The sequence below is a fragment of the Clostridium gallinarum genome (genome assembly GCF_014836325.1).
GTDB lineage: Bacteria > Bacillota > Clostridia > Clostridiales > Clostridiaceae > Clostridium > Clostridium gallinarum.
Window position 1 is genome coordinate 1 of the sequence record NZ_JACSQZ010000022.1, and the last position, 20,381, is coordinate 20,381.

Annotated in this window: 18 protein-coding genes; all 18 read left to right on the forward strand. The window is 29.0% G+C overall.

Annotated features, from left to right (window positions below):
* The first annotated feature begins 175 nt into the window (after window positions 1-175).
* The 18 genes from H9660_RS07575 to aspS all read left to right on the forward strand — a co-directional run bounded on the left by H9660_RS07575 (window position 176) and on the right by aspS (window position 20,205).
* Window positions 176-2,389, forward strand: a complete 2,214-nt coding sequence (locus H9660_RS07575; RefSeq protein WP_191749770.1) for a stage V sporulation protein D — start codon at window positions 176-178, stop codon at window positions 2,387-2,389.
* 16 nt (window positions 2,390-2,405) lie between these two features.
* Entirely contained in the window at window positions 2,406-3,572 is a 1,167-nt protein-coding gene (spoVE, locus tag H9660_RS07580; protein ID WP_191749771.1) for a stage V sporulation protein E, read from the forward strand.
* Between the two features lie 106 nt (window positions 3,573-3,678).
* Window positions 3,679-4,284 (forward strand): Holliday junction branch migration protein RuvA, encoded by a 606-nt coding sequence (gene ruvA, locus H9660_RS07585; protein ID WP_191749772.1) that lies wholly within the window; start codon window positions 3,679-3,681, stop codon window positions 4,282-4,284.
* A 10-nt stretch (window positions 4,285-4,294) separates the two neighbouring features.
* Window positions 4,295-5,320 (forward strand): Holliday junction branch migration DNA helicase RuvB, encoded by a 1,026-nt coding sequence (gene ruvB, locus H9660_RS07590; protein ID WP_191749773.1) that lies wholly within the window; start codon window positions 4,295-4,297, stop codon window positions 5,318-5,320.
* Window positions 5,321-5,353: 33 nt separating this feature from the next.
* Complete coding sequence (gene queA, locus H9660_RS07595) at window positions 5,354-6,382, forward strand: tRNA preQ1(34) S-adenosylmethionine ribosyltransferase-isomerase QueA (protein ID WP_191749774.1); 1,029 nt, start codon at window positions 5,354-5,356, stop codon at window positions 6,380-6,382.
* A 20-nt stretch (window positions 6,383-6,402) separates the two neighbouring features.
* Window positions 6,403-7,545 carry a tRNA guanosine(34) transglycosylase Tgt gene (gene tgt / locus H9660_RS07600; RefSeq protein ID WP_191749775.1) on the forward strand — a complete coding sequence of 381 codons (1,143 nt, stop codon included), beginning with the start codon at window positions 6,403-6,405 and terminating at the stop codon, window positions 7,543-7,545.
* An 85-nt stretch (window positions 7,546-7,630) separates the two neighbouring features.
* Window positions 7,631-7,906: a preprotein translocase subunit YajC gene (yajC, locus tag H9660_RS07605; RefSeq protein WP_191749776.1), complete on the forward strand. Its 276-nt coding sequence runs from the start codon at window positions 7,631-7,633 to the stop codon at window positions 7,904-7,906.
* Window positions 7,907-7,956: 50 nt separating this feature from the next.
* A complete protein-coding gene (locus H9660_RS07610) occupies window positions 7,957-8,325 on the forward strand; it encodes a TIGR04086 family membrane protein (RefSeq protein ID WP_191749777.1) in 369 nt (122 codons plus the stop codon).
* Window positions 8,326-8,608: 283 nt separating this feature from the next.
* Entirely contained in the window at window positions 8,609-9,868 is a 1,260-nt protein-coding gene (secD, locus tag H9660_RS07615) for a protein translocase subunit SecD (RefSeq protein WP_191749778.1), read from the forward strand.
* Window positions 9,861-10,733, forward strand: coding sequence for a protein translocase subunit SecF (gene secF, locus H9660_RS07620; protein WP_191749779.1), 873 nt, complete (start codon window positions 9,861-9,863; stop codon window positions 10,731-10,733). The genes secD and secF overlap by 8 nt, the downstream gene beginning before the upstream one ends.
* 138 nt (window positions 10,734-10,871) lie before the next feature.
* Window positions 10,872-11,723 (forward strand): DHH family phosphoesterase, encoded by an 852-nt coding sequence (locus tag H9660_RS07625; RefSeq protein WP_191749780.1) that lies wholly within the window; start codon window positions 10,872-10,874, stop codon window positions 11,721-11,723.
* Window positions 11,724-11,818: 95 nt separating this feature from the next.
* The gene (locus H9660_RS07630) at window positions 11,819-12,337 is read left to right on the forward strand and encodes an adenine phosphoribosyltransferase (RefSeq protein ID WP_191749781.1); all 519 of its coding nucleotides are present in this window, start codon (window positions 11,819-11,821) and stop codon (window positions 12,335-12,337) included.
* Window positions 12,338-12,438: 101 nt separating this feature from the next.
* Complete coding sequence (locus H9660_RS07635; protein WP_191749782.1) at window positions 12,439-14,631, forward strand: RelA/SpoT family protein; 2,193 nt, start codon at window positions 12,439-12,441, stop codon at window positions 14,629-14,631.
* A gap of 11 nt (window positions 14,632-14,642) precedes the next feature.
* Window positions 14,643-15,092 carry a D-aminoacyl-tRNA deacylase gene (gene dtd / locus H9660_RS07640; RefSeq protein WP_191749783.1) on the forward strand — a complete coding sequence of 150 codons (450 nt, stop codon included), beginning with the start codon at window positions 14,643-14,645 and terminating at the stop codon, window positions 15,090-15,092.
* Between the two features lie 15 nt (window positions 15,093-15,107).
* Window positions 15,108-15,710: an MBL fold metallo-hydrolase gene (locus H9660_RS07645; protein WP_191749784.1), complete on the forward strand. Its 603-nt coding sequence runs from the start codon at window positions 15,108-15,110 to the stop codon at window positions 15,708-15,710.
* Window positions 15,711-15,721: 11 nt separating this feature from the next.
* Window positions 15,722-17,146: a coproporphyrinogen III oxidase gene (locus H9660_RS07650; protein ID WP_191749785.1), complete on the forward strand. Its 1,425-nt coding sequence runs from the start codon at window positions 15,722-15,724 to the stop codon at window positions 17,144-17,146.
* Window positions 17,147-17,157: 11 nt separating this feature from the next.
* Window positions 17,158-18,405 carry a histidine--tRNA ligase gene (gene hisS, locus H9660_RS07655; RefSeq protein WP_191749786.1) on the forward strand — a complete coding sequence of 416 codons (1,248 nt, stop codon included), beginning with the start codon at window positions 17,158-17,160 and terminating at the stop codon, window positions 18,403-18,405.
* A 15-nt stretch (window positions 18,406-18,420) separates the two neighbouring features.
* Window positions 18,421-20,205: an aspartate--tRNA ligase gene (aspS, locus tag H9660_RS07660; RefSeq protein ID WP_191749787.1), complete on the forward strand. Its 1,785-nt coding sequence runs from the start codon at window positions 18,421-18,423 to the stop codon at window positions 20,203-20,205.
* Window positions 20,206-20,381 lie beyond the last annotated feature (176 nt).

Consider the following 20,381-nt stretch of genomic DNA (forward strand, 5'->3'; position numbering starts at 1 on the left):
GCACGAGTAGTGCCGCCAGTATCATGCCCTTATAGGGCTTAATCAAGCCACCAGCTAAGCTGGTGGTACATGACTTAAGTTAAGGATAAGCTACTAATTTACATAATGATTTAATATTTGTTATAATTAAATAATAAAACATATGAAAATATAATAATAACCTTGGGGGTTTAGGATGGAAAGAAGAGTTAGGAATGCTAAGGTAAAAGGAAGAAGTAGTAATAAGAGTAATTCAAAGGAGAGAGCTTTATATGTAACTATTTTTATTTGTACTATTTTATTATTACTAATAGGTAGATTAACATATATTATGATTTATAAAAGTAAAGAGTACAAACATATGGCACAGGGACAATGGAATTCTCAAGTTACAGTTGAAGCAGATAGAGGAGATATAACAGATAGAAATGGAGCAATTCTTGCTACATCTATTGATGTTTATAGAGTAGATTTAGATTTAGAAGCTATAGAAATACATATGGAGGATGAGGGAGTAACAAAAGATGAAATAGCTGAGCAGTTATCAGAAGCTTCTGGAGTACCTTTAAATGAAGTTAAACAAAAATTAAATACTACAAGTGAAGATGGAACTAAAATAACAACAAGTACTCTTATTAAAGGGATAGATAAGGAATTAGCAGATAAAATTAAAGCCTTAAATATATATGGAGTTGTTACATCAATTAGTCCTAAAAGATATTATCCAAATGACAACTTTTTATCTCATGTATTAGGAAGTGTAAATTCAGACAATACAGGATTAAATGGAATTGAGTTACAATATGATTATGAACTTAAGGGTATAGCAGGATATAAAATTGCAGAAGTAGATGGAAGTCTAGATGAATTACCTTTTCAAACAGTAAAATACACTAGTCCAGTTGATGGAAAAACAGTTGCACTTACTATAGATGAAAATATACAGCTAATTGCTGAAAAAGCAGCAGAAAAAGGTTATGAAGATAATAAGGCTAAAGAAGTAAGTATTGTTGTAATGAATCCTAATAATGGAGAAATACTTGCTATGGTTAATAAACCTGATTTTAATCCAAATACTCCTTATGAAGATTATGAAAGCTTTGATGGAGATAATGATTTTGATAAACTTCAAAATATGTTTAGAAATGGAGCTATAAGTGATTCTTTTGAGCCAGGATCAACTTTTAAAAACTTTACTTTAGCAGCAGCTTTAGAAGAAGGAGTTGTAAGTGAAAGTGATACTTTTTATTGTGATGGTGGAGTGAAATTTGGTTCTATAACAATAAAATGTTGGAATACATCTGGACATGGGACTCAAACTCTTGCACAGATTTTACAAAATTCATGTAATGTAGGATTTATGGAGGTTGGAGCAAGACTTGGAAATGTAAGCTTAAAAAATTATATAGATAAGTTAGGATTTGGACAAGTAACAGGTGTTGATTTACCAGGAGAGTCTGAAGGAATAGTTAAATCAGTTAGTGATATGAGTGAGATGGATTTAGCAACTATAGCATTTGGTCAAACTAATACAGTTAATAGTCTTCAATTATTACAAGCATTCAATGCTATAGCTAATGGTGGAGATTTAATTCAACCTCATATTATGAAAGAAATTAGTTATAAATCAAGTAACGGTACAAAAGTTATTGATGATGTTTTTACACCAATTGTCAAAGAATCTGTTATATCAGAAGGAACAACAGCAATTATAAGAGATTATTTAGAAAGAACAATAAATGCTGGTGGAGAAATTGGAACCTTTATGGGGGATAAGAATAGAAGAGTTGGTGGAAAAACTGGAACAGCTCAAACAGTAGATACTGTAAATGGAGGATATTCATCAGATAAATATATAGCTTCAGTTTTATCTTTATATCCAGTTGATGACCCGCAAGTTACAATATATATTAAAGTAGTTGAACCAAGTGCAGGTCAATATTATGGAGGACCAGTTACTACTCCAATATTAAAGTCATTATATACAGAGTTATTTACTTATATGGATTCCCAAGTATATAAGGAAAAATATACAGAAAAAGTAAAGGTGGTAGTTCCTGAGTTAAGAGGTAAAAGTATAGATGAAGCAAAGAAGATTTTAGAAGAACTTAATTTAAATATTATAATTGATAGTACAGGATCTAAGGTTACTAATATGGAGCCATATCCTGGAGCGTTAGTAGAAGAAGGATCAAATATTAGTGTTAATATAGTAGATGATAAAATAGATTCTAATAAGATTATTATGCCAAACTTAAAAGGTAAAACTTTAGAAGAAGCTACGAACATATTAAATAGTCTAAATATAAGTTTTAGAAGTAATGGTGTAGGTATAGTAGATGGACAAGATGTTGTAGCTGGAAAGCTTATAGAAAAAGGAACAAAAGTAACATTAAGTTTGAAAGAATAGGATGATTGGAGATAAAATGAATAAAGTTAAAAGAACTAATATAAAAAAGGAGAGAAATTTAAAAAGAAGGAAAAAGAAGTATAGTATGAAGAGCATAGATTATGGACTATTATGTGGTATATTTCTATTGCTTTTTATAGGAATAGTTATGGTATATTCTTCAAGTTCATATTATGCTTTATATCAAAAGGATGTATATAATTCTGATTTTTATTTTATTAAAGAAATAACATGGGCTATAGTAGGAATAATAGGTATGTTTATTACTATGTCTTTAGATTATCATATATATAAGAAATGGACTCCGTGGTTAGTATTAATTACATTAGGTTTCTTAGTAATAGTATTATTTATAGGGGCAAATATAAATGGTGCAAGTAGGTGGATAAGATTTGGTCCTTTATCTTTCCAACCTTCTGAACTAGCTAAGTATGTAGTTGTATTATATTTAGCATTACTTATAGATAGAAGAAAAGGTAAGATAAGAAAATTTAAAGAAGGAACTCTTTTCTATTTATGTGTAGCAGGGGTTTTTGCAGGATTAATATTACTTCAAAAAAACCTAAGTATAACAGCAATAGTTATGATGGTAGCTTGTGTAATGATATTAGTTGGAGGAGCTAAGCTTAGTCATTTATTTTCATTAGTACCAATAGGTATAGCAGCAGGTATTGGACTTATATTTACACAAAGCTATAGAGTAAAAAGATTAACTAGTTTTTTAAACCCTTGGGCAGATACATCACAAGATAGTTATCAGTTAATACAATCTTTTTATGCATTAGGTTCAGGGGGGATTTTTGGAGTTGGGCTTGGCAATTCAAGACAAAAAGCTTTATTTATGCCAGAACCTCATAATGATTTTATTTTTGCTATAATAGGTGAAGAACTTGGGTTAATTGGCTGTATTGCTATAATATGTATTTTTATTTTTATAATAACAAAAGGTGTAAGTATAGCAATTCAAGCTAGAGATAATTATGGATTATTATTAGGCATAGGAATAATTTCTGTTATAGCTATTCAGGCCATAATCAATATTGCAGTAGTAACTGGTTCTATGCCAGTAACTGGAGTTCCAATGCCTTTTATTAGTTATGGAGGAACTTCTCTCGTATTTAACTTAGGAGCCGTTGGAATACTGCTCAATATATCTAGACAGAGTAAGGAAGAAGAATTTTAAAGGCTGCTTAAGCAGCCTTATTTTTTTGCCTTGAATTATTTTAGCTATAATGATAAAGTATAGTGTAGATTAAAATGGTTAATAAGCATGAAGGAGGGGTAGTTGTATGTATGAATACATTGTAGGAAAATATAAAGGAATAAATAAGGATTATATAATTGTTGAGAATAATGGAATTGGATATAAAATTTTTACTTCAGGAGCAACTATGGCATCTATGCCTAAAATTGATGAAGAAGTTAAAGTTTTTCTTGAGCAAATAGTTAGAGAAGATTTCTTAGGATTATATGGCTTTGATACTAAAGAAGAACTTGAGATGTTTAAGCTTCTGATATCTATAAATGGAGTAGGTTCAAAGGCAGCGCTATCTCTACTTTCTATTAGTAGAATAAATAATTTAAGATATGCAATTATGATGGGAGACGAAAAACATTTATGTAAGGCTCCTGGAATAGGAAAGAAAACAGCAGGAAGAATTATTTTAGAACTTAAAGATAAGATTAAGAAAGAAGATTTAGCAGAAGGAATTGAAAATTCAGGTGAATTTGAAGATATAATCCCACAAAATGCAAGTAATATAGCAGAAGCCTTAGGAGCTTTATTAGCACTTGGATATTCTGAAAAAGAAGCTGAAATTGCACTTAAAAAAGTTGATAAAACTGATACTTTGGAGAATATAATAAAGAATTGCTTAAAAGTTCTTATGGGATAGGGGTGATTTTATGGAAAGAATAATAACACCACAAGAAATTTTTGAGGATGGAAGTACTTTAAGTTTAAGACCACAAAGTTTAGAGGAATATATAGGTCAAGATAAAGTAAAAGAAAGACTAAATATATTTATTAAGGCAGCACAAAATAGAAATGAAGCTTTAGACCATGTTCTTTTATATGGGCCTCCTGGTCTTGGAAAAACAACTTTAGCTAATATAATAGCAAAGGAAATGAATGGTGAACTTAAGATAACATCAGGACCTGCTATAGAAAGAGCAGGAGACTTAGCTGCTATTTTAACAACTTTAAAAGATAATGATGTTTTGTTTATAGATGAAATTCATAGATTAAATAGAAATGTTGAAGAAATATTATATCCTGCTATGGAAGATTATGTTCTTGATATAGTAATAGGAAAAGGAGCGGCCGCAAAATCAATTAGATTGGACTTACCTAAGTTTACTCTAATAGGTGCTACAACTAGAATAGGAATGCTTACATCTCCTCTTAGAGATAGATTTGGTGTTCTTTGTGATATGCAATATTATACAGAAGAGCAATTAAAGGAAATTATTATAAGATCAGCTTTTGTTCTTAATTGTGATATAACAGAAGAAGGAGCCTATGAATTAGCAAGACGTTCAAGAGGAACACCTAGAATAGCAAATAGATTATTAAAGAGAGTTAGAGATTATGCAGAAGTATATTCTAATTCATTAATAAGTTATAAAGAAGCAAAAGCAGCTTTAGAATTGTTAGAAGTTGATAATAAAGGCTTTGATAGAGTTGATAATAAAATTTTAGAAGCTATAATTGATAATTTTAATGGTGGTCCTGTAGGAATAGAAACTTTATCTTATTTTATTGGTGAAGAACTTGGTACTATAGAGGATGTATATGAACCTTATTTATTACAAACAGGTTTTATTGTAAGGACTTCTAGAGGAAGAATAGCAACTGATAAGGCTTATGAACATTTAGGGAGAAGTAAAAACAAAAGAAAAATTGCAGGAGAACAACAAAAATTATTTTGATAAATATACTATAAAAAACAAGGAGATAATAAAATGAAGGTTAGTGATTTTGATTTTTATCTACCAGAAGAATTAATAGCACAACATCCCTTAGAAAAAAGAGATGCTTCAAAATTAATGGTTTTAGATAAAATGACGGGAAGTATAGAACATAAATCTTTCCATGATGTAATAGAATATTTAAATGAAGGAGATACATTAGTTTTAAATAACACTAGGGTAATGCCTGCAAGATTAATTGGAGAAAAAGAAGAAACTGGTGGGAAAATTGAATTCTTACTTTTAAAGAGAGTAGAAGGAGATAAGTGGGAATGTCTTGCAAAGCCAGGAAAGAAAGCTAAAATTGGGCAAAGTTTTACCTTTGGTGAAGGAAAATTAAAATGCAAGGTAGTAGATATAGTTGAAGAAGGAAATAGAATAATAGAGTTTTCTTATGACGGTATATTTGAACAAGTTTTAGATGAATTAGGAGAAATGCCTCTACCACCATATATTACTGAAAAACTAGATGATAAAGAAAGATATCAAACAGTATATTCAAAGGAAAAGGGCTCAGCAGCAGCACCTACAGCAGGACTTCATTTTACTGAAGAATTATTAAATGAAATCAAGAAAAAAGGAGTTAATATAGCTTATTTAACTCTTCATGTAGGCCTTGGTACCTTTAGACCTGTTAAGGTTGATGACATTAATGAACATATTATGCACTCTGAGTATTATCATTTAGATAAAGAAAATGCTGATTTAATAAATGAAACTAAAAAAAGAGGAAATAAAATAATAGCAGTTGGAACAACATCTACTAGAACTTTAGAAACTATAGGAGATGAAAATGGCTTTGTTAGAGAACAAAGTGGGTGGACTGATATATTTATTTATCCAGGATATAAATATAAGGTTATAGATGAATTAATTACAAATTTCCACTTGCCGGAATCTACACTAATTATGTTAGTTTCTGCATTAGCAGGTAAGGAAAATGTAATGAATGCTTATAATACAGCTGTAAAAGAAGAATATAGATTTTTCTCCTTTGGAGATTCTATGATCATTAAAGAGTAACAAGAAGAGGAAGTGAAAATTTGAGTAAAAAAAGATATACTTTATTAAAAAAAGATGGAAGAGCTAGAAGAGGAAGATTTGAAACTCCTCATGGAACTATAGAAACACCTGTATTTATGAATGTTGGGACTTTAGCAGTTATTAAAGGTGCTGTATCAACTATGGACTTAAAAGAAATAGGATGTCAAGTAGAACTATCTAATACTTATCATCTTCACTTAAGACCATCTGATAAGGTTGTAGCAAAACTTGGTGGATTACATAAGTTTATGAATTGGGATAGACCTATATTAACAGATTCAGGTGGATTCCAAGTATTTTCTTTATCAGGCATGAGAAAGATAAAGGAAGAAGGAGTATATTTTTCTTCTCATATAGATGGTAAAAAGATTTTTATGGGGCCAGAGGAATCAATGCAAATACAAAGCAATCTTGCATCAACAATTGCAATGGCTTTTGATGAGTGTATCCCTAATCCTTCTACAAGAGAATATGTTGAAAAATCAGTAGCAAGAACAACTAGATGGCTTGAAAGATGTAAAGTAGAAATGGATAGATTAAATTCTCTACCTGAAACTATAAATAAAGAACAAATGCTTTTTGGTATTAATCAAGGTGGATGCTATGAAGATATAAGAATAGAACATGCTAAGACAATTACTAAAATGGACTTAGATGGATATGCTATAGGTGGATTAGCAGTAGGTGAAACTCATGAAGAAATGTATAGAATAATAGATGCAGTAGTACCTCACTTACCAGAAGATAAGCCTATTTATTTAATGGGTGTAGGAACTCCTACTAATATTTTAGAGGCTGTAGATAGAGGTGTTGATTTCTTCGATTGTGTTCTTCCAGCTAGAAATGGAAGACATGGGCATGTATTTACTAAAGAAGGTAAAATAAATTTAATGAATGCTAAATTTGAATTAGATACAAGACCTATAGATGAAGGATGTCAGTGTCCGGCATGTAAAAGCTACACTAGAGCTTATATCAGACATCTATTTAAAGCTAAAGAAATGCTTGCTATGAGACTTTGTGTTCTGCATAATCTTTATTTCTATAATAAGCTTATGGAAGATATAAGAGCAGCTATAGATGGTGGATATTTTAAAGAATTTAAAGAACAAAAATTAAAAGAATGGAATGGAAAAGCTTAAAGTATTAAACCTTTGTTAACATAATTGACAGTGCTTGTTAAATATTATATTATTGAGTTATTAAAAAATGAAGGGAATGAAATAAATGCAAGCTATATTATCACTAGTATTACCTTTTGCTTTAATGTTTGCTCTTATGTATTTTTTATTAATACTACCAGAAAAGAAAAGAACAAAGAAGTATAATGAAATGTTAACTGCTTTAGCAAAAAATGATGAGATAGTTACAAGAGGCGGAATAATGGGTAAGATTATAATAGTTGAAGATGATTATGTTATAATTGAAACTAGCGCTGAAAGAACTAAAATAAAAATTGCTAAGAATGGAATAGCAACAAAAGTAAATAAAGTAGAACAATAAGAATAATGCCCCCTAGTTAATCATAAAATTGATACTAGGGGGTGATTTTTATGGAATGGATAAGTTATTTTAAAAGTGTATTAAAAGGATTAGTATGGGCACTTGTAATTACTATAGTAGCAACGATTATTTTTTCTTTTGTAATGAATAAATTCCCAATTGGAGAAAAAATATTTAATATAATATATGTAGTAATTTCGTGTTTAGCATTAGTCTTAGGTTCTGTAGTAGCAGTAAAATCATATGGTAGTAAAGGGTGGATTGTAGGACTAGCTGTAGGATGTATTTTTTACATAGTCTTATATTTTATAGGTATAATATTTGGAGCAGAAGCTACATTAACTATTTATGATTTTATAAAATTTACATTATGTATATTTATAGGACTTTTATCAGGGATGCTTGGAATAAACCTTTAAAAAATTAAAAATGAATAATTAAGAATGAAGAATTAATGAAAAAACTCCTATAGGAGTTTTGAAATTAGTTATCTAATATAATTTATTCTAAATTATATTAGATAACTTAGGCCAATTCTTCATTTTTATTTTGCAAAAATTAAAATAAAAATTAAATATTTATATTAATTGATAAATTTTAGTATAATACATGGTAATAAAATACAAAGAATATAAAAAGTTGTTGATATTACTTAACATAAGTAATATAATTTAAATGAAAATGTACCAGAGGGGGAAGAACATGAAAGGGAGAAGTAAAAGCAAAAGCTTAACATTATTTGTACTTTGTATAATTGCTATTATCTCACTAGCATTTGCTGGCTTTAAAGGATTTGTTGTAGCAGGATGGGAATTTAAGTCTTTTGATAAAGCAATAACAAAGGGCCTTGATCTTCAGGGCGGGGTTTCAGTTTTGATGGAAATACAAGAAGATGATGTTTCGTATGATGTACGTCAAAGAACAAAACAATTATTAGAACTTAGAGTTAATAAAATTGGAGTAGCAGAAACTGTAGTTACTGAAGAAGGAGATAAAAGAATAAGAATTGATATACCAGGGGCTTATGATTCAAATGAAATAGTTGAAAGTTTAAGTAAAACTGGAAACTTAGAATTTAAAGATGCTGATGGTAATGTTGTTTTAACAGGAAAAGATATTGAAAAGGCAACATCAATTTTAGATGATACTTCAAGTCCGGTAGTATCATTAGAGTTAAATGATGAAGGGCAAAGTAAATTTGCTGAAGTAACAGCAAATAATATCGGAAAAACTATTAGTATTTATATGGATGATGAATTAGTTTCATCGCCAGTAGTTCAAAGTACAATTACTAATGGTAAAGCTGTAATTAATGGAATGTCGTCAATGGATGAAGCAACAAAGTTAGCTGGAATAATAAGTTCAGGTGCATTACCAGTTACAATTAAAGCTGTTTCTACTGAAAGTGTAGGAGCACAATTAGGTTCAGAGGCTCTTCCTAATGCTTTAAAGGCTGGAGCAATTGGAGTAGGCTTAATATTCTTATTTATGATAGTTTATTATAGATTACCAGGGATTTTTGCAAGCATAGCATTAACTTTATATATAACTTTACTTCTTATAGTATTTGCAGAAATGAGGGTAGCTTTAACTTTACCTGGAATTGCAGCTTTCTTATTAACAATTGGAATGGCTGTTGATGCGAATATACTAATATTTGAAAGAATTAGAGAAGAACTAACAAAAGGAATATCAATTAAAAGTGCTGTTAAAGCAGGATTTGAAAATGCTATGTCATCAATAGTTGATTCAAATTCAACAACTTTTATAGCAGCTTTAATACTATATTTTATAGGTTCAGGATCAGTTAAAGGATTTGCAGTTACACTGATGATAGGAATTATTTTAAGTTTATTTACAGCTTTAATAGTAACAAAGGTACTAATTAATTTAGCCGTAGATATAGGACTTTTAAAAAATCTTGGACAATTCAGAGTAAAAAGGGGGGCTAAGAATGCTTAAAATAATAGAAAAAACTAAGCTTTGGTTTAGCCTTTCATTCATAATTATAATAATAGGATTAGGATTTACCTTTACTAAAGGTTTAAATTTCGGGATAGATTTTAAAGGCGGAACTAAAATGGTTGTAGAGTTAGGCGCTGGATTTAATAAGCCAGAAGCCGATGAAATTGTAAAAGCATTAGTACCTGATGCAGTAACAAATGAAGCAAATGAGGTACAGTATGAAATAAAGTCTAAGGACTTGGATAGTGCTAAAGTAGCAGAAGTGTTCAAAGCATTACAAGATAAATATGATTTAGAAGATAATAAATTATTATCTCAAGTAGAAATAGGAGCATCAGTAGGTAAGGATCTTACAAGAAACTCTATTGTGGCATTATTTGTAGCATGCGCTGCAATGCTTGTATATATAGCAATTAGATTTAAGATGGATTATGGTTTAGCTGCAATTATAGCACTTGTGCATGATTTATTAATAACAATAAGTGTTTATGCTATATTTAACATACCAGTTAACACACCATTTATTGCAGCAATATTAACAATAGTAGGTTACTCTATAAATGATACAATTGTTATTTTTGATAGAATGAGAGAAAATTCTAAGAATATGAGAAGAGCATCAGATACTGAAATAGCTAATAAGAGTTTAACTCAAACTATGTCAAGATCTATAAATACTACACTAACAACATTAATTACAATTATTGCTGTAAACATATTTGTGCCAACAGTTAGAGAGTTCTCATTCCCTCTAATTATAGGTATAGCAGCAGGTGCATACTCTTCTATATTTATAGCTGCACCAACATGGGTTATTTTAAGAAAAAAACAATCTAAAAAATCTAATACTAATGTGGCTTAATAGTTAAAAATATAAAAAAAATATAAACCTCCTTAATAATTTGGAGGTTTATTGTTTTTTTATAAGAAAACATTTGTAATATTTAAGTTTTTACATTATAATATATGTGTTTTCTTAAGTTTTATGGAGGAGTTTATAATGCGTAAGTTTTGGGAGAGTATTTATAGTCCAAATTATATTAGTGGATATAATCCCTTTATACTTAAAAATATGAACAAAGCTATTGAACATATGGTAGAAGCTATAAATAATAGAAAAAAGATAGTTCTTTATGGTGTGCCAAATGTTGATGGACTATGTGCTATATCATCTTTAAACTTAGTATTAAAGTATTTAAATGCTGATACAGAGTATATAATCCATGATGAAGATTCTAATTCTAAAATAACTTCTGAAAGTATAAAAAATGAAGTTAGCTTCTTAGGGGGGCAAGTTTTAATAACTTTAGGATTAGATTTGAAATCAGAAGAAGAAGAAAAGCTTTGTAGGGATCTTGGGATAGATTTGATAGTTTTGGAAAATAAAGAAGATAATGAAGAAAGAAATTATATATACATAAATCCTAGTCAAAAAGGATGTCAATATAGATATAAGAATTTATCTATTAGTGGATTAACTTTTAAATTAATGCAAGCTATTGCAATTTATTATAATATTAAAAGTATTAATAAATATTTAGATTTAATTCTTATAGGAGAACAGTGGGCTGAAGTTCCACTAAAAGGTGAAAATGGTGTTATATTAAAGGAAGGAAGAAAATTTTTAATTAACACAAATAATTATGGATTAAGAGCTATAATGAATTATTATAATATGGAACAAATGGATAATGAGTGCATATTAAAAATTATAGATGTAATCACTCCAACTATAAATGCAGTTAGAATGATGGATAATGCACGGATTATTATAGAATTATTAACTACCAATAAAAAGGATAGAGCAGAGCAAATAACTAAATATTTAAATAAATCTAAGATAACTATATAATTATTTTAATTATTGTTAAATAATCATATTATTTTCATATGAAAATAGTTATAATAATTATATAGTTTATAATTTTTAGTAATGGAGGAGTTATCATGGATCTAAAGGAAAAAATAAGAGTAATTGAAAATTTCCCAAAGGAAGGAATTAGCTTTAAGGATATTACAACTGTTATAGGTGATGGTGAAGCATTAAAATATTCTATAGATAAAATTGTAGAACATTTAAAGGATAAGAATATAGATGTAATAGTTGGACCAGAAGCAAGAGGGTTTATATATGGAGTACCAGTAGCTTATGCTATGGGAATTGGTTTTGTTCCTGTAAGAAAACCAGGTAAGTTACCAGGTGAGACTGTTTCAGTAACTTATGATTTAGAATATGGTAGCGATACATTACAAATACACAAAGATGCTATAAAAAAGGGTCAAAGAGTAGCTATAGTAGATGATTTATTAGCAACTGGTGGAACTATTGAAGCAGTTGCAAAACTTGTTGAGTTAGCAGGAGGAGAAGTTGTTGCTTTAGATTTTGCAATTGAACTTACTGGACTTAATGGAAGAAATAAACTTGCCAAATATGAAGTTATGTCATTAGTTGATTATGAGTTTTAATATTGTTGAAATATCCTGTCGAATATTATATAATATAAGAAAAATGGCTGGTTGTTAAAACCAGCCAATTATTTTAGACTAAATCAAAGGAGATAACCCATATGTATGAAAGTCTATTACAAAAAATAAAAGAAAATTGTAATAATATTGATATAAATATAGTTAAAAAAGCATATGATTTAGCTTGTGATGCTCATAAAGAGCAAAAAAGAGAATCAGGAGAGCCTTATATAACTCATCCAATAGATGTAGCTAAGATACTTGCAGAGATGGGGATGGATACTAGCACTATAGTTGCTGGTCTTCTACATGATGTAATAGAAGATACAGACTATACTTATGAAGATATAAAAAGTATGTTTAATGAAGAAATTGCGAATTTGGTTCAAGGAGTTACTAAGCTTGGAAAAATAGAATATAAGACTAAAGAAGAGCAACAAGCAGATAACGTAAGAAAAATGCTTTTAGCTATGGCTAAAGATATAAGAGTTATTATAATAAAACTTGCAGATAGGCTTCATAATTTAAGAACTTTAAAATTTATGCCAAAAGCAAAACAAAAGCAAAAGGCAAAAGAAACTTTAGATATATATGCTCCTTTAGCTCATAGGCTTGGTATTTCTAAGATAAAGTGGGAACTTGAAGATTTATCATTTAGGTATTTACATGAGGAAGAATATTACGATTTAGTTAAAGAGATTGCGGAAAAAAGAGTTGAGAGAGAAACTTATATATCAGAGATTAAAGAAGATTTATATAATAAACTTGAGGAATCGGAAATAGATTGTGATATAGATGGTAGACCTAAACATTTTTATAGTATATATAAAAAGATGGTAAATAAAAACAAAAGTATTGAACAAATATTTGATTTAACAGCTATAAGAATTTTAGTTAATACAGTTAAAGATTGTTATGGTGTTTTAGGAATAGTACATACGATATATAAACCAATACCGGGGAGATTTAAGGATTATATAGCTATGCCTAAGCCTAATATGTATCAATCTCTTCATACAACAGTTATTGGACCTCAAGGAAAGACTTTTGAAATTCAAATTAGAACTTTTGAAATGCATAAAACTGCAGAATACGGTATAGCAGCCCATTGGAAGTATAAAGAAGGAGATACACAAGAAGATAAGGAAACTTCTTTTGAAAATAAACTAGCTTGGCTTAGAGATATGCTTGAATGGCAAAAAGAGACATCAGATGCAGAAGAATTTATAGAAGGCTTTAAAATAGATTTATTTACTGATGAAATTTTTGTATTTACTCCTAAGGGGGTAGTAATTAATTTGCCAAGTAGTGCTACACCTATTGACTTTGCTTATAGAATACATACTGATGTTGGCAATAGATGTGTAGGTGCAAAGGTTAATGGGAAAATAGTACCTCTTGATTATAAATTAAAAACAGGTGAAATAGTTGAAGTTTTAACTTCAAAAAATGCAAAGGGACCTAATATTGATTGGCTTAATATGGCTAAGAGTAATCAAGCTAAAAGTAAAATAAGACAATGGTTTAAGAAAATTAAAAAAGAAGAGAATATAGATAAGGGTAAGGAAATATTTGAAAAGGAACTTAAAAAGCAAGGAGTTATATATTCAGAAATTGCTAAAGGTGATGGATATGAAAAATCTATAAAAAGATACAATATCCACAATATGGATGATTTATATGCTGCTATAGGAATAGGGCAAATATCGGCATCATCATACATAGCTAAATTAAAAGAAGACAATATTTTAGAAAAGCAAACACCTGAAGTTTTAAATAGAAGTATAGATGAACATATATCTAAGTCTGACAAAAACAATAACAATAAATCTGTATCTTCAAATTCTTATGGAATAACAGTAAAGGGTGTTAATAATATAATGATTAGGTTTGCAAGATGCTGTAATCCAGTTCCAGGAGATGGAATACAAGGGTATATTACTAAAGGTAGAGGGGTATCAGTTCATAGAAGTGATTGTAGCAACTTAAAGGCATTAATTAATTATGATAGTAGTAAAGTTGTTGAAGTTTCTTGGGGAACAGCAAAGGGAGCTGCATATGTTGCAGAAATTCAAGTTAGAGCAGAGGATAGGATTGGAATATTATCTGATATTATGATAATAATTACAGAGGCAAAACTACCTTTAAATGCTTTAAATGCTAAGTCTTCTAAGGGAAATGTGGCTATGATAAATATAAAAGTAAAAATTGACTCTGTAGAACAACTAAAGGAATTTATGAGAAAGATAAGAAGACTAAAGGGTGTTATGGATGTTTATAGAATGAATAACTAGTGAGGTATATTATGAGAGTTGTAGTACAAAGAGTAACATCTTCTAGAGTTATAGTAGAAGATAAAATAGTTGGATCTATTAATAAAGGGCTTAATTTGTTAATTGGAATTTCAAAAGAAGATAGTGAAGAAGATTTAATATATTTAAGAGATAAAATAGTAAATTTAAGAATTTTTGAAGATGAAAATGATAAAATGAATTTATCTCTTTTAGATGTAAAGGGAGATATTTTAGCTATATCACAATTTACACTATATGGAGATTGTAGAAAGGGAAGAAGACCTAACTTCATGGAAGCAGAAGGTGGAGAAAGGGCTAATTCTTTATATAATAAATTTGTAGAATTACTTAGAGAAACTAATTTAAAGGTTGAGACAGGTAAATTTGGAGCTCATATGATGGTTGATATTCAAAATGATGGTCCTGTTACCTTAATATTAGATAGTAAAAAGAATTTTTAGATAGGAGGGAGTATTATGATAATAAAAACATATCCACTTGGATCTTTACAAACTAACTGTTATTTAGCTATTGATGATACTACAAATAAAGCAGCAATAATTGATCCAGGGGCAAATGCTCAGTATTTAATTAAAGAAATAGATTCATTAGGGATAGAAATAGATAAAATACTTTTAACGCATTGTCATTTTGATCATAATGGTGCTGTTGTAGAACTTAAGGATAAATATAGTGTTGATGTATATTTAAATAAGGCAGAAGAAGAATATATGGAAATAGATTCTTCTGGAATTTTTGGTAAGCTACCTAAGTTTTATAAATATATAAATGAAGATGAAGAAATCAAGGTTGGAAATTTAGTATTTAAAACTATATTTACTCCTGGACATACAAAAGGTGGAACCTGCTATTTAGTTGAAGATAATGTATTTACAGGTGATACCTTATTTAATGGTTCTATTGGAAGAACTGATTTCTTAGGTGGAAGCTATAATGAAATTATTGATAGTATAGAAAATAAACTTATGGTATTAGATAATAATGTTAATGTTTATCCTGGTCATGGACCAAAATCTACTATTATTTACGAAAGAATGAAAAATCCATTCCTAGTGTAAAAGGAGAATAAATGGAAGTAATAATTAAATTAAATAATTTAAAATATAGATATGATGTATATCAAATGTTTAATATATATTATCCATTAGAAGAAATTAAGTTTGAAGATAATGGAGAATATATTGTAAGTATAGATGAAAAAAAAGTAACTTTTTTATATAAAGATTTTTACAAAGAATCTATTATAGGAGATAATATTAAAGAAGATATTAAAAAGTTAATATTTTCTTCTCTTAAGGAATTAACTGGTGATTATTATCCATGGGGAATTTTAGTTGGAATAAGACCTTCTAAAATAGCTTTAAAATATCTAGAAGAAGGAAAAAGTGATGAAGAAATAATTGAATTATTTAAAGTTAAGCACTTAGCTTCAGAGGATAAGGCAAAGCTTTGTATTGAAGTTGCAAGAAAAGAAAAAGAACTTGTAAATAAAGATGAGAAGAATATTGCTATATATATTGGTATGGCTTTTTGCCCAACTAGATGTTTTTATTGTTCATTTACAGCAAATCCAATTGGTGGTAATAAAAAGCTAGTAAATCCTTATTTAGATGCATTAACATATGAAATTAGAGAAATAAAAAAATATGTTGATGAAAGAAAATTAAATATAGAAAGTGTTTATTTTGGAGGGGGAACTCCAACTTCGGTAAGTAATGAAGAATTCGAAGCTATTATGAAGGAAATATATATAGCCTTTGTTAAAGATAAAAATTTAAAAGAATTTACTGTGGAATGTGGAAGACCTGATAGTATAACTTTAGAAAAACTAGAAAGTATGAAAAGATATAATACTACTAGAATAAGTATTAATCCTCAAACTATGAACGATAACACTTTAAAGATGATAGGAAGAGGTCATACATCTAAAGATGTTATAGATAAATTTAACTTAGCAAGAAGCTTAGGTTTTAATGATATTAATATGGATATGATTATAGGACTTCCAGGTGAAGGTATAAAGGAAGTAGATTATACCGCAAATGAAATATTAAAATTAAAACCTGATAGTTTAACAGTTCATGGACTATCATTAAAAAGAGCTTCTATTCTTTATGAGAATTTTATTTTAAAAAAAGGAATACAAATTAAGAAGCAAGATGAGCTATCTTCAATGTATGAAATAAGTAGAGAGTTAGCTAAATCTTTAAATATTAAACCATATTATATGTATAGACAAAAAAATATGGTTGGAAATATGGAGAATTTGGGATATTCTAAAGAAGGCAAGGAATGTTTATATAATATTCAAATGATAGAGGATAAACAAACTATAATAGCATTAGGTGCTGATGCAGTATCTAAGGTTGTCTTCTTAGAAGAGGATAGAATTGAGAGATTTGGAAATGTTAAAGACATTAGAGAGTACACTAGTAGAATTAAGGAAATGGTAGAGGGAAAGATAAAACTTTTAGACACACTTTACCTTAAATAGGAGGCGATATTATGGAAATCCAAGCACCTAAGGGTACGAAGGATATGTTACCTCAAGATGCTTATAAATGGCATTATGTTGAGGGAATTTTAAGAGAAGTTTCTAAGGCTTTTGGAGTAAGGGAAATTAGAACACCTATTTTTGAACATACTGAATTATTTTTAAGAGGTGTAGGTGAAACAACTGATATTGTGCAAAAAGAAATGTATACTTTTAATGATAAAGGTGATAGAAGTATAACTTTAAAGCCAGAAGGTACAGCACCAACAGTTAGAGCATTTATTGAAAATAGGCTTTTTAATGAAGCACAACCTACAAAATTATATTATATGATACCATGTTTTAGATATGAAAATGTTCAAAAAGGTAGACTTAGACAATTCCATCAATATGGTGTAGAAGTTTTTGGATCTAAAGAACCTTCTATGGATGCAGAAGTAATTTCTTTAGCGATGGAAGCTTTAAAGAGATTAGGTTTAAAAAGCTTAAGCTTAAATATAAATAATTTAGGTTGTCCGAAATGTAGACCTAAATATAATGAAGCTTTAAAAAAATATTTAGAAGAAAATTATAACAATCTTTGCGGTGTATGCAAAACTAGATTTGAAAAAAATCCAATGAGAATCCTTGATTGTAAGGAAAGAACTTGTAAGGAAATAACTAAGAATGCTCCTATAATATTAGATTATGTATGTGAAGAATGTGATTCACACTTTACAGAAGTTAAAAAATATTTAGATGCATTAAACATAGAATATAAAATAGATCCAGGTATAGTAAGAGGATTAGATTATTATACTAAGACTATTTTTGAAATATTAAATGATGATTTCACTGTTTGTGGTGGTGGTAGATATGATAAACTTATTGAAGAAATAGGTGGACCAGAAATGCCAGCTGTAGGATTTGGCTTAGGCCTTGAAAGACTTATTATGACATTAGAGTCGGAAGGAATAGAAGTTCCAAAAGAAGATGTTATAGAACTTTATATAGGAGCTAGAGGCGAAGAAGCAAAGACACAGGCTTTTGTTTTAGCAAATAAGCTAAGAACAAATAATGTGAAAACAGAAGTAAATCATATGGGTAGAAGCATAAAGGCAGAAATGAAATATGCAAATAAAATAGGAGCAGCCTTTACTACAATTTTAGGTGATGACGAACTTCAAAATAAAGTTTTAAAGCTTAAAAGAATGAGCGATGGTGAACAGTTTGAAGTTAGTTTAGATAATATACATGAAATAACAAAGGTTATAAAATAGTTAGGAGGAATAATAATGGGTGAAGCTTTAGCTGGATTAAAGAGAACCCTAATGTGTGGAGAAGTTAGAGAAAGTAATGTTTCTCAAAAAATCACATTAATGGGATGGGTGCAAAGAAACAGAAAATTAGGAGGTCTTCAATTTATAGACCTAAGAGACAGAACAGGAATTATGCAAATAGTTTTTGGAGAAGAAATAAATGCAGAGGCTTTTGAAAAAGCAAAAGATGTAAGACCAGAGTACTGTATAGCTGTAACTGGAGAAGTAGTTTTAAGAGAAGCTCCAAATCATAATATGCCAACAGGTTTAGTAGAACTTAAATGTGAAAGTTTAAAGGTTCTTTCAGAATCAGATACTCCTCCTATATATATAAAAGAGGGATTAGATGCTGCTGAGAATATAAGATTAAAATATAGATATTTAGATCTTAGAAGACCTGATATGCAAAGAATATTTATGATTAGAAGTAAGGTTTCTAAATCAGTTCGTGATTATTTAGATAAAAATAATTTCTTAGAAGTAGAAACACCAATATTAAATAAAAGTACTCCAGAAGGTGCAAGAGACTATTTAGTTCCTTCAAGAAATTATCCTGGAATGTTTTATGCACTACCACAATCACCTCAAATATTTAAACAACTATTAATGGTTTCTGGATTTGATAGATATTATCAAATTGCTAAATGTTTTAGAGATGAAGATTTAAGAGCAAATAGACAACCGGAATTTACTCAAATAGACTTAGAAATGAGCTTTGTTGAGGCTGATGATGTTATGGCAATGAATGAAGGGTTAATTGCTCATGTATTTAAAGAAGTAGCAGGAGTAGATGTTAAGCTTCCAATTAAGAGAATGACATTTAAAGATGCTATGGAAAAATACGGTTCAGATAAACCAGATTTAAGATTTGGAATGGAAATAACTAATATTACAGAAGACGTAAAGGATATGGATTTTGTAGTATTTAAATCAGCTATAGAAAATGGTGGTTCTGTAAGAGCTCTTTGCTTAAAGGGTGGAGCAGATCTTGGAAGAAAGCCAATTGATAAATTAGGTGAATTTGTTAAAACATATAAGGCAAAAGGTCTTGCATGGATTCAAATTAAAGAAGATGGTATTAAATCTTCAATAGCAAAATTCTTAACTGATGATGTAACTAATGCAATTATGAAAACTATGAATGCTGAAGTTGGTGATGCTATATTTATAGTAGCAGATAAGAATTCAGTAGTATTCCAAAGCTTAGGAGCATTAAGATTAGAACTTGCAAAACAATTTGATTTAATAAAAGATAAAAATGAATTCAACTTTACTTGGATAACTGAATTCCCTCTTTTTGAATACTCAGAAGAAGATGGAAGATACTATGCAGCTCACCATCCATTTACATCGCCTATGGATGAAGATATAGATATGCTTGAAAGCAATCCAGGAGAAGTAAGAGCAAAAGCATATGACTTAGTTTTAAATGGTGAAGAATTAGGTGGAGGATCTATAAGAATCCACGACTCTAAGCTTCAAGAAAAAATGTTTAAAGTTTTAGGCTTTACTGAAGAGTCAGCTAAGGAAAGATTTGGATTCTTAATAGATGCATTTAAATTTGGTCCACCACCACATGGCGGATTAGCATTTGGTCTTGATAGAATGATAATGTTCTTAGCTGGAACAGAGAATATTAAGGATGTTATAGCATTCCCTAAGAATCAAAATGCTTATTGTTATTTAAGTGAAGCACCAAATATAGTAGATGAAAATCAATTAGAAGACTTAGGTATTTCTATTGTAAAAAAAGAAGACTAGATAGTTAATAATTGAAAATATAATTTATTTATAAAGAGATAGTTTTATTTAAACTATCTCTTTTAATATATTTTAATTTAAATGAGATATAATTAAAATATATATTTATCAAGTAATTGATATTAGATGTAAATTAAAAAAGTTATAAGAAATATCATCAATATTATGTAATTTAT

Coding starts and splice junctions, on each gene's coding strand:
- H9660_RS07575 (WP_191749770.1), top strand. CDS start 176: ATGGAAAGAAGAGTTAGGAATGCTAAGGTAAAAGGAAGAAGTAGTAAT.
- spoVE (WP_191749771.1), top strand. CDS start 2,406: ATGAATAAAGTTAAAAGAACTAATATAAAAAAGGAGAGAAATTTAAAA.
- ruvA (WP_191749772.1), top strand. CDS start 3,679: ATGTATGAATACATTGTAGGAAAATATAAAGGAATAAATAAGGATTAT.
- ruvB (WP_191749773.1), top strand. CDS start 4,295: ATGGAAAGAATAATAACACCACAAGAAATTTTTGAGGATGGAAGTACT.
- queA (WP_191749774.1), top strand. CDS start 5,354: ATGAAGGTTAGTGATTTTGATTTTTATCTACCAGAAGAATTAATAGCA.
- yajC (WP_191749776.1), top strand. CDS start 7,631: ATGCAAGCTATATTATCACTAGTATTACCTTTTGCTTTAATGTTTGCT.
- H9660_RS07610 (WP_191749777.1), top strand. CDS start 7,957: ATGGAATGGATAAGTTATTTTAAAAGTGTATTAAAAGGATTAGTATGG.
- secD (WP_191749778.1), top strand. CDS start 8,609: ATGAAAGGGAGAAGTAAAAGCAAAAGCTTAACATTATTTGTACTTTGT.
- secF (WP_191749779.1), top strand. CDS start 9,861: ATGCTTAAAATAATAGAAAAAACTAAGCTTTGGTTTAGCCTTTCATTC.
- H9660_RS07625 (WP_191749780.1), top strand. CDS start 10,872: ATGCGTAAGTTTTGGGAGAGTATTTATAGTCCAAATTATATTAGTGGA.
- H9660_RS07630 (WP_191749781.1), top strand. CDS start 11,819: ATGGATCTAAAGGAAAAAATAAGAGTAATTGAAAATTTCCCAAAGGAA.
- H9660_RS07635 (WP_191749782.1), top strand. CDS start 12,439: ATGTATGAAAGTCTATTACAAAAAATAAAAGAAAATTGTAATAATATT.
- dtd (WP_191749783.1), top strand. CDS start 14,643: ATGAGAGTTGTAGTACAAAGAGTAACATCTTCTAGAGTTATAGTAGAA.
- H9660_RS07645 (WP_191749784.1), top strand. CDS start 15,108: ATGATAATAAAAACATATCCACTTGGATCTTTACAAACTAACTGTTAT.
- H9660_RS07650 (WP_191749785.1), top strand. CDS start 15,722: ATGGAAGTAATAATTAAATTAAATAATTTAAAATATAGATATGATGTA.
- hisS (WP_191749786.1), top strand. CDS start 17,158: ATGGAAATCCAAGCACCTAAGGGTACGAAGGATATGTTACCTCAAGAT.
- aspS (WP_191749787.1), top strand. CDS start 18,421: ATGGGTGAAGCTTTAGCTGGATTAAAGAGAACCCTAATGTGTGGAGAA.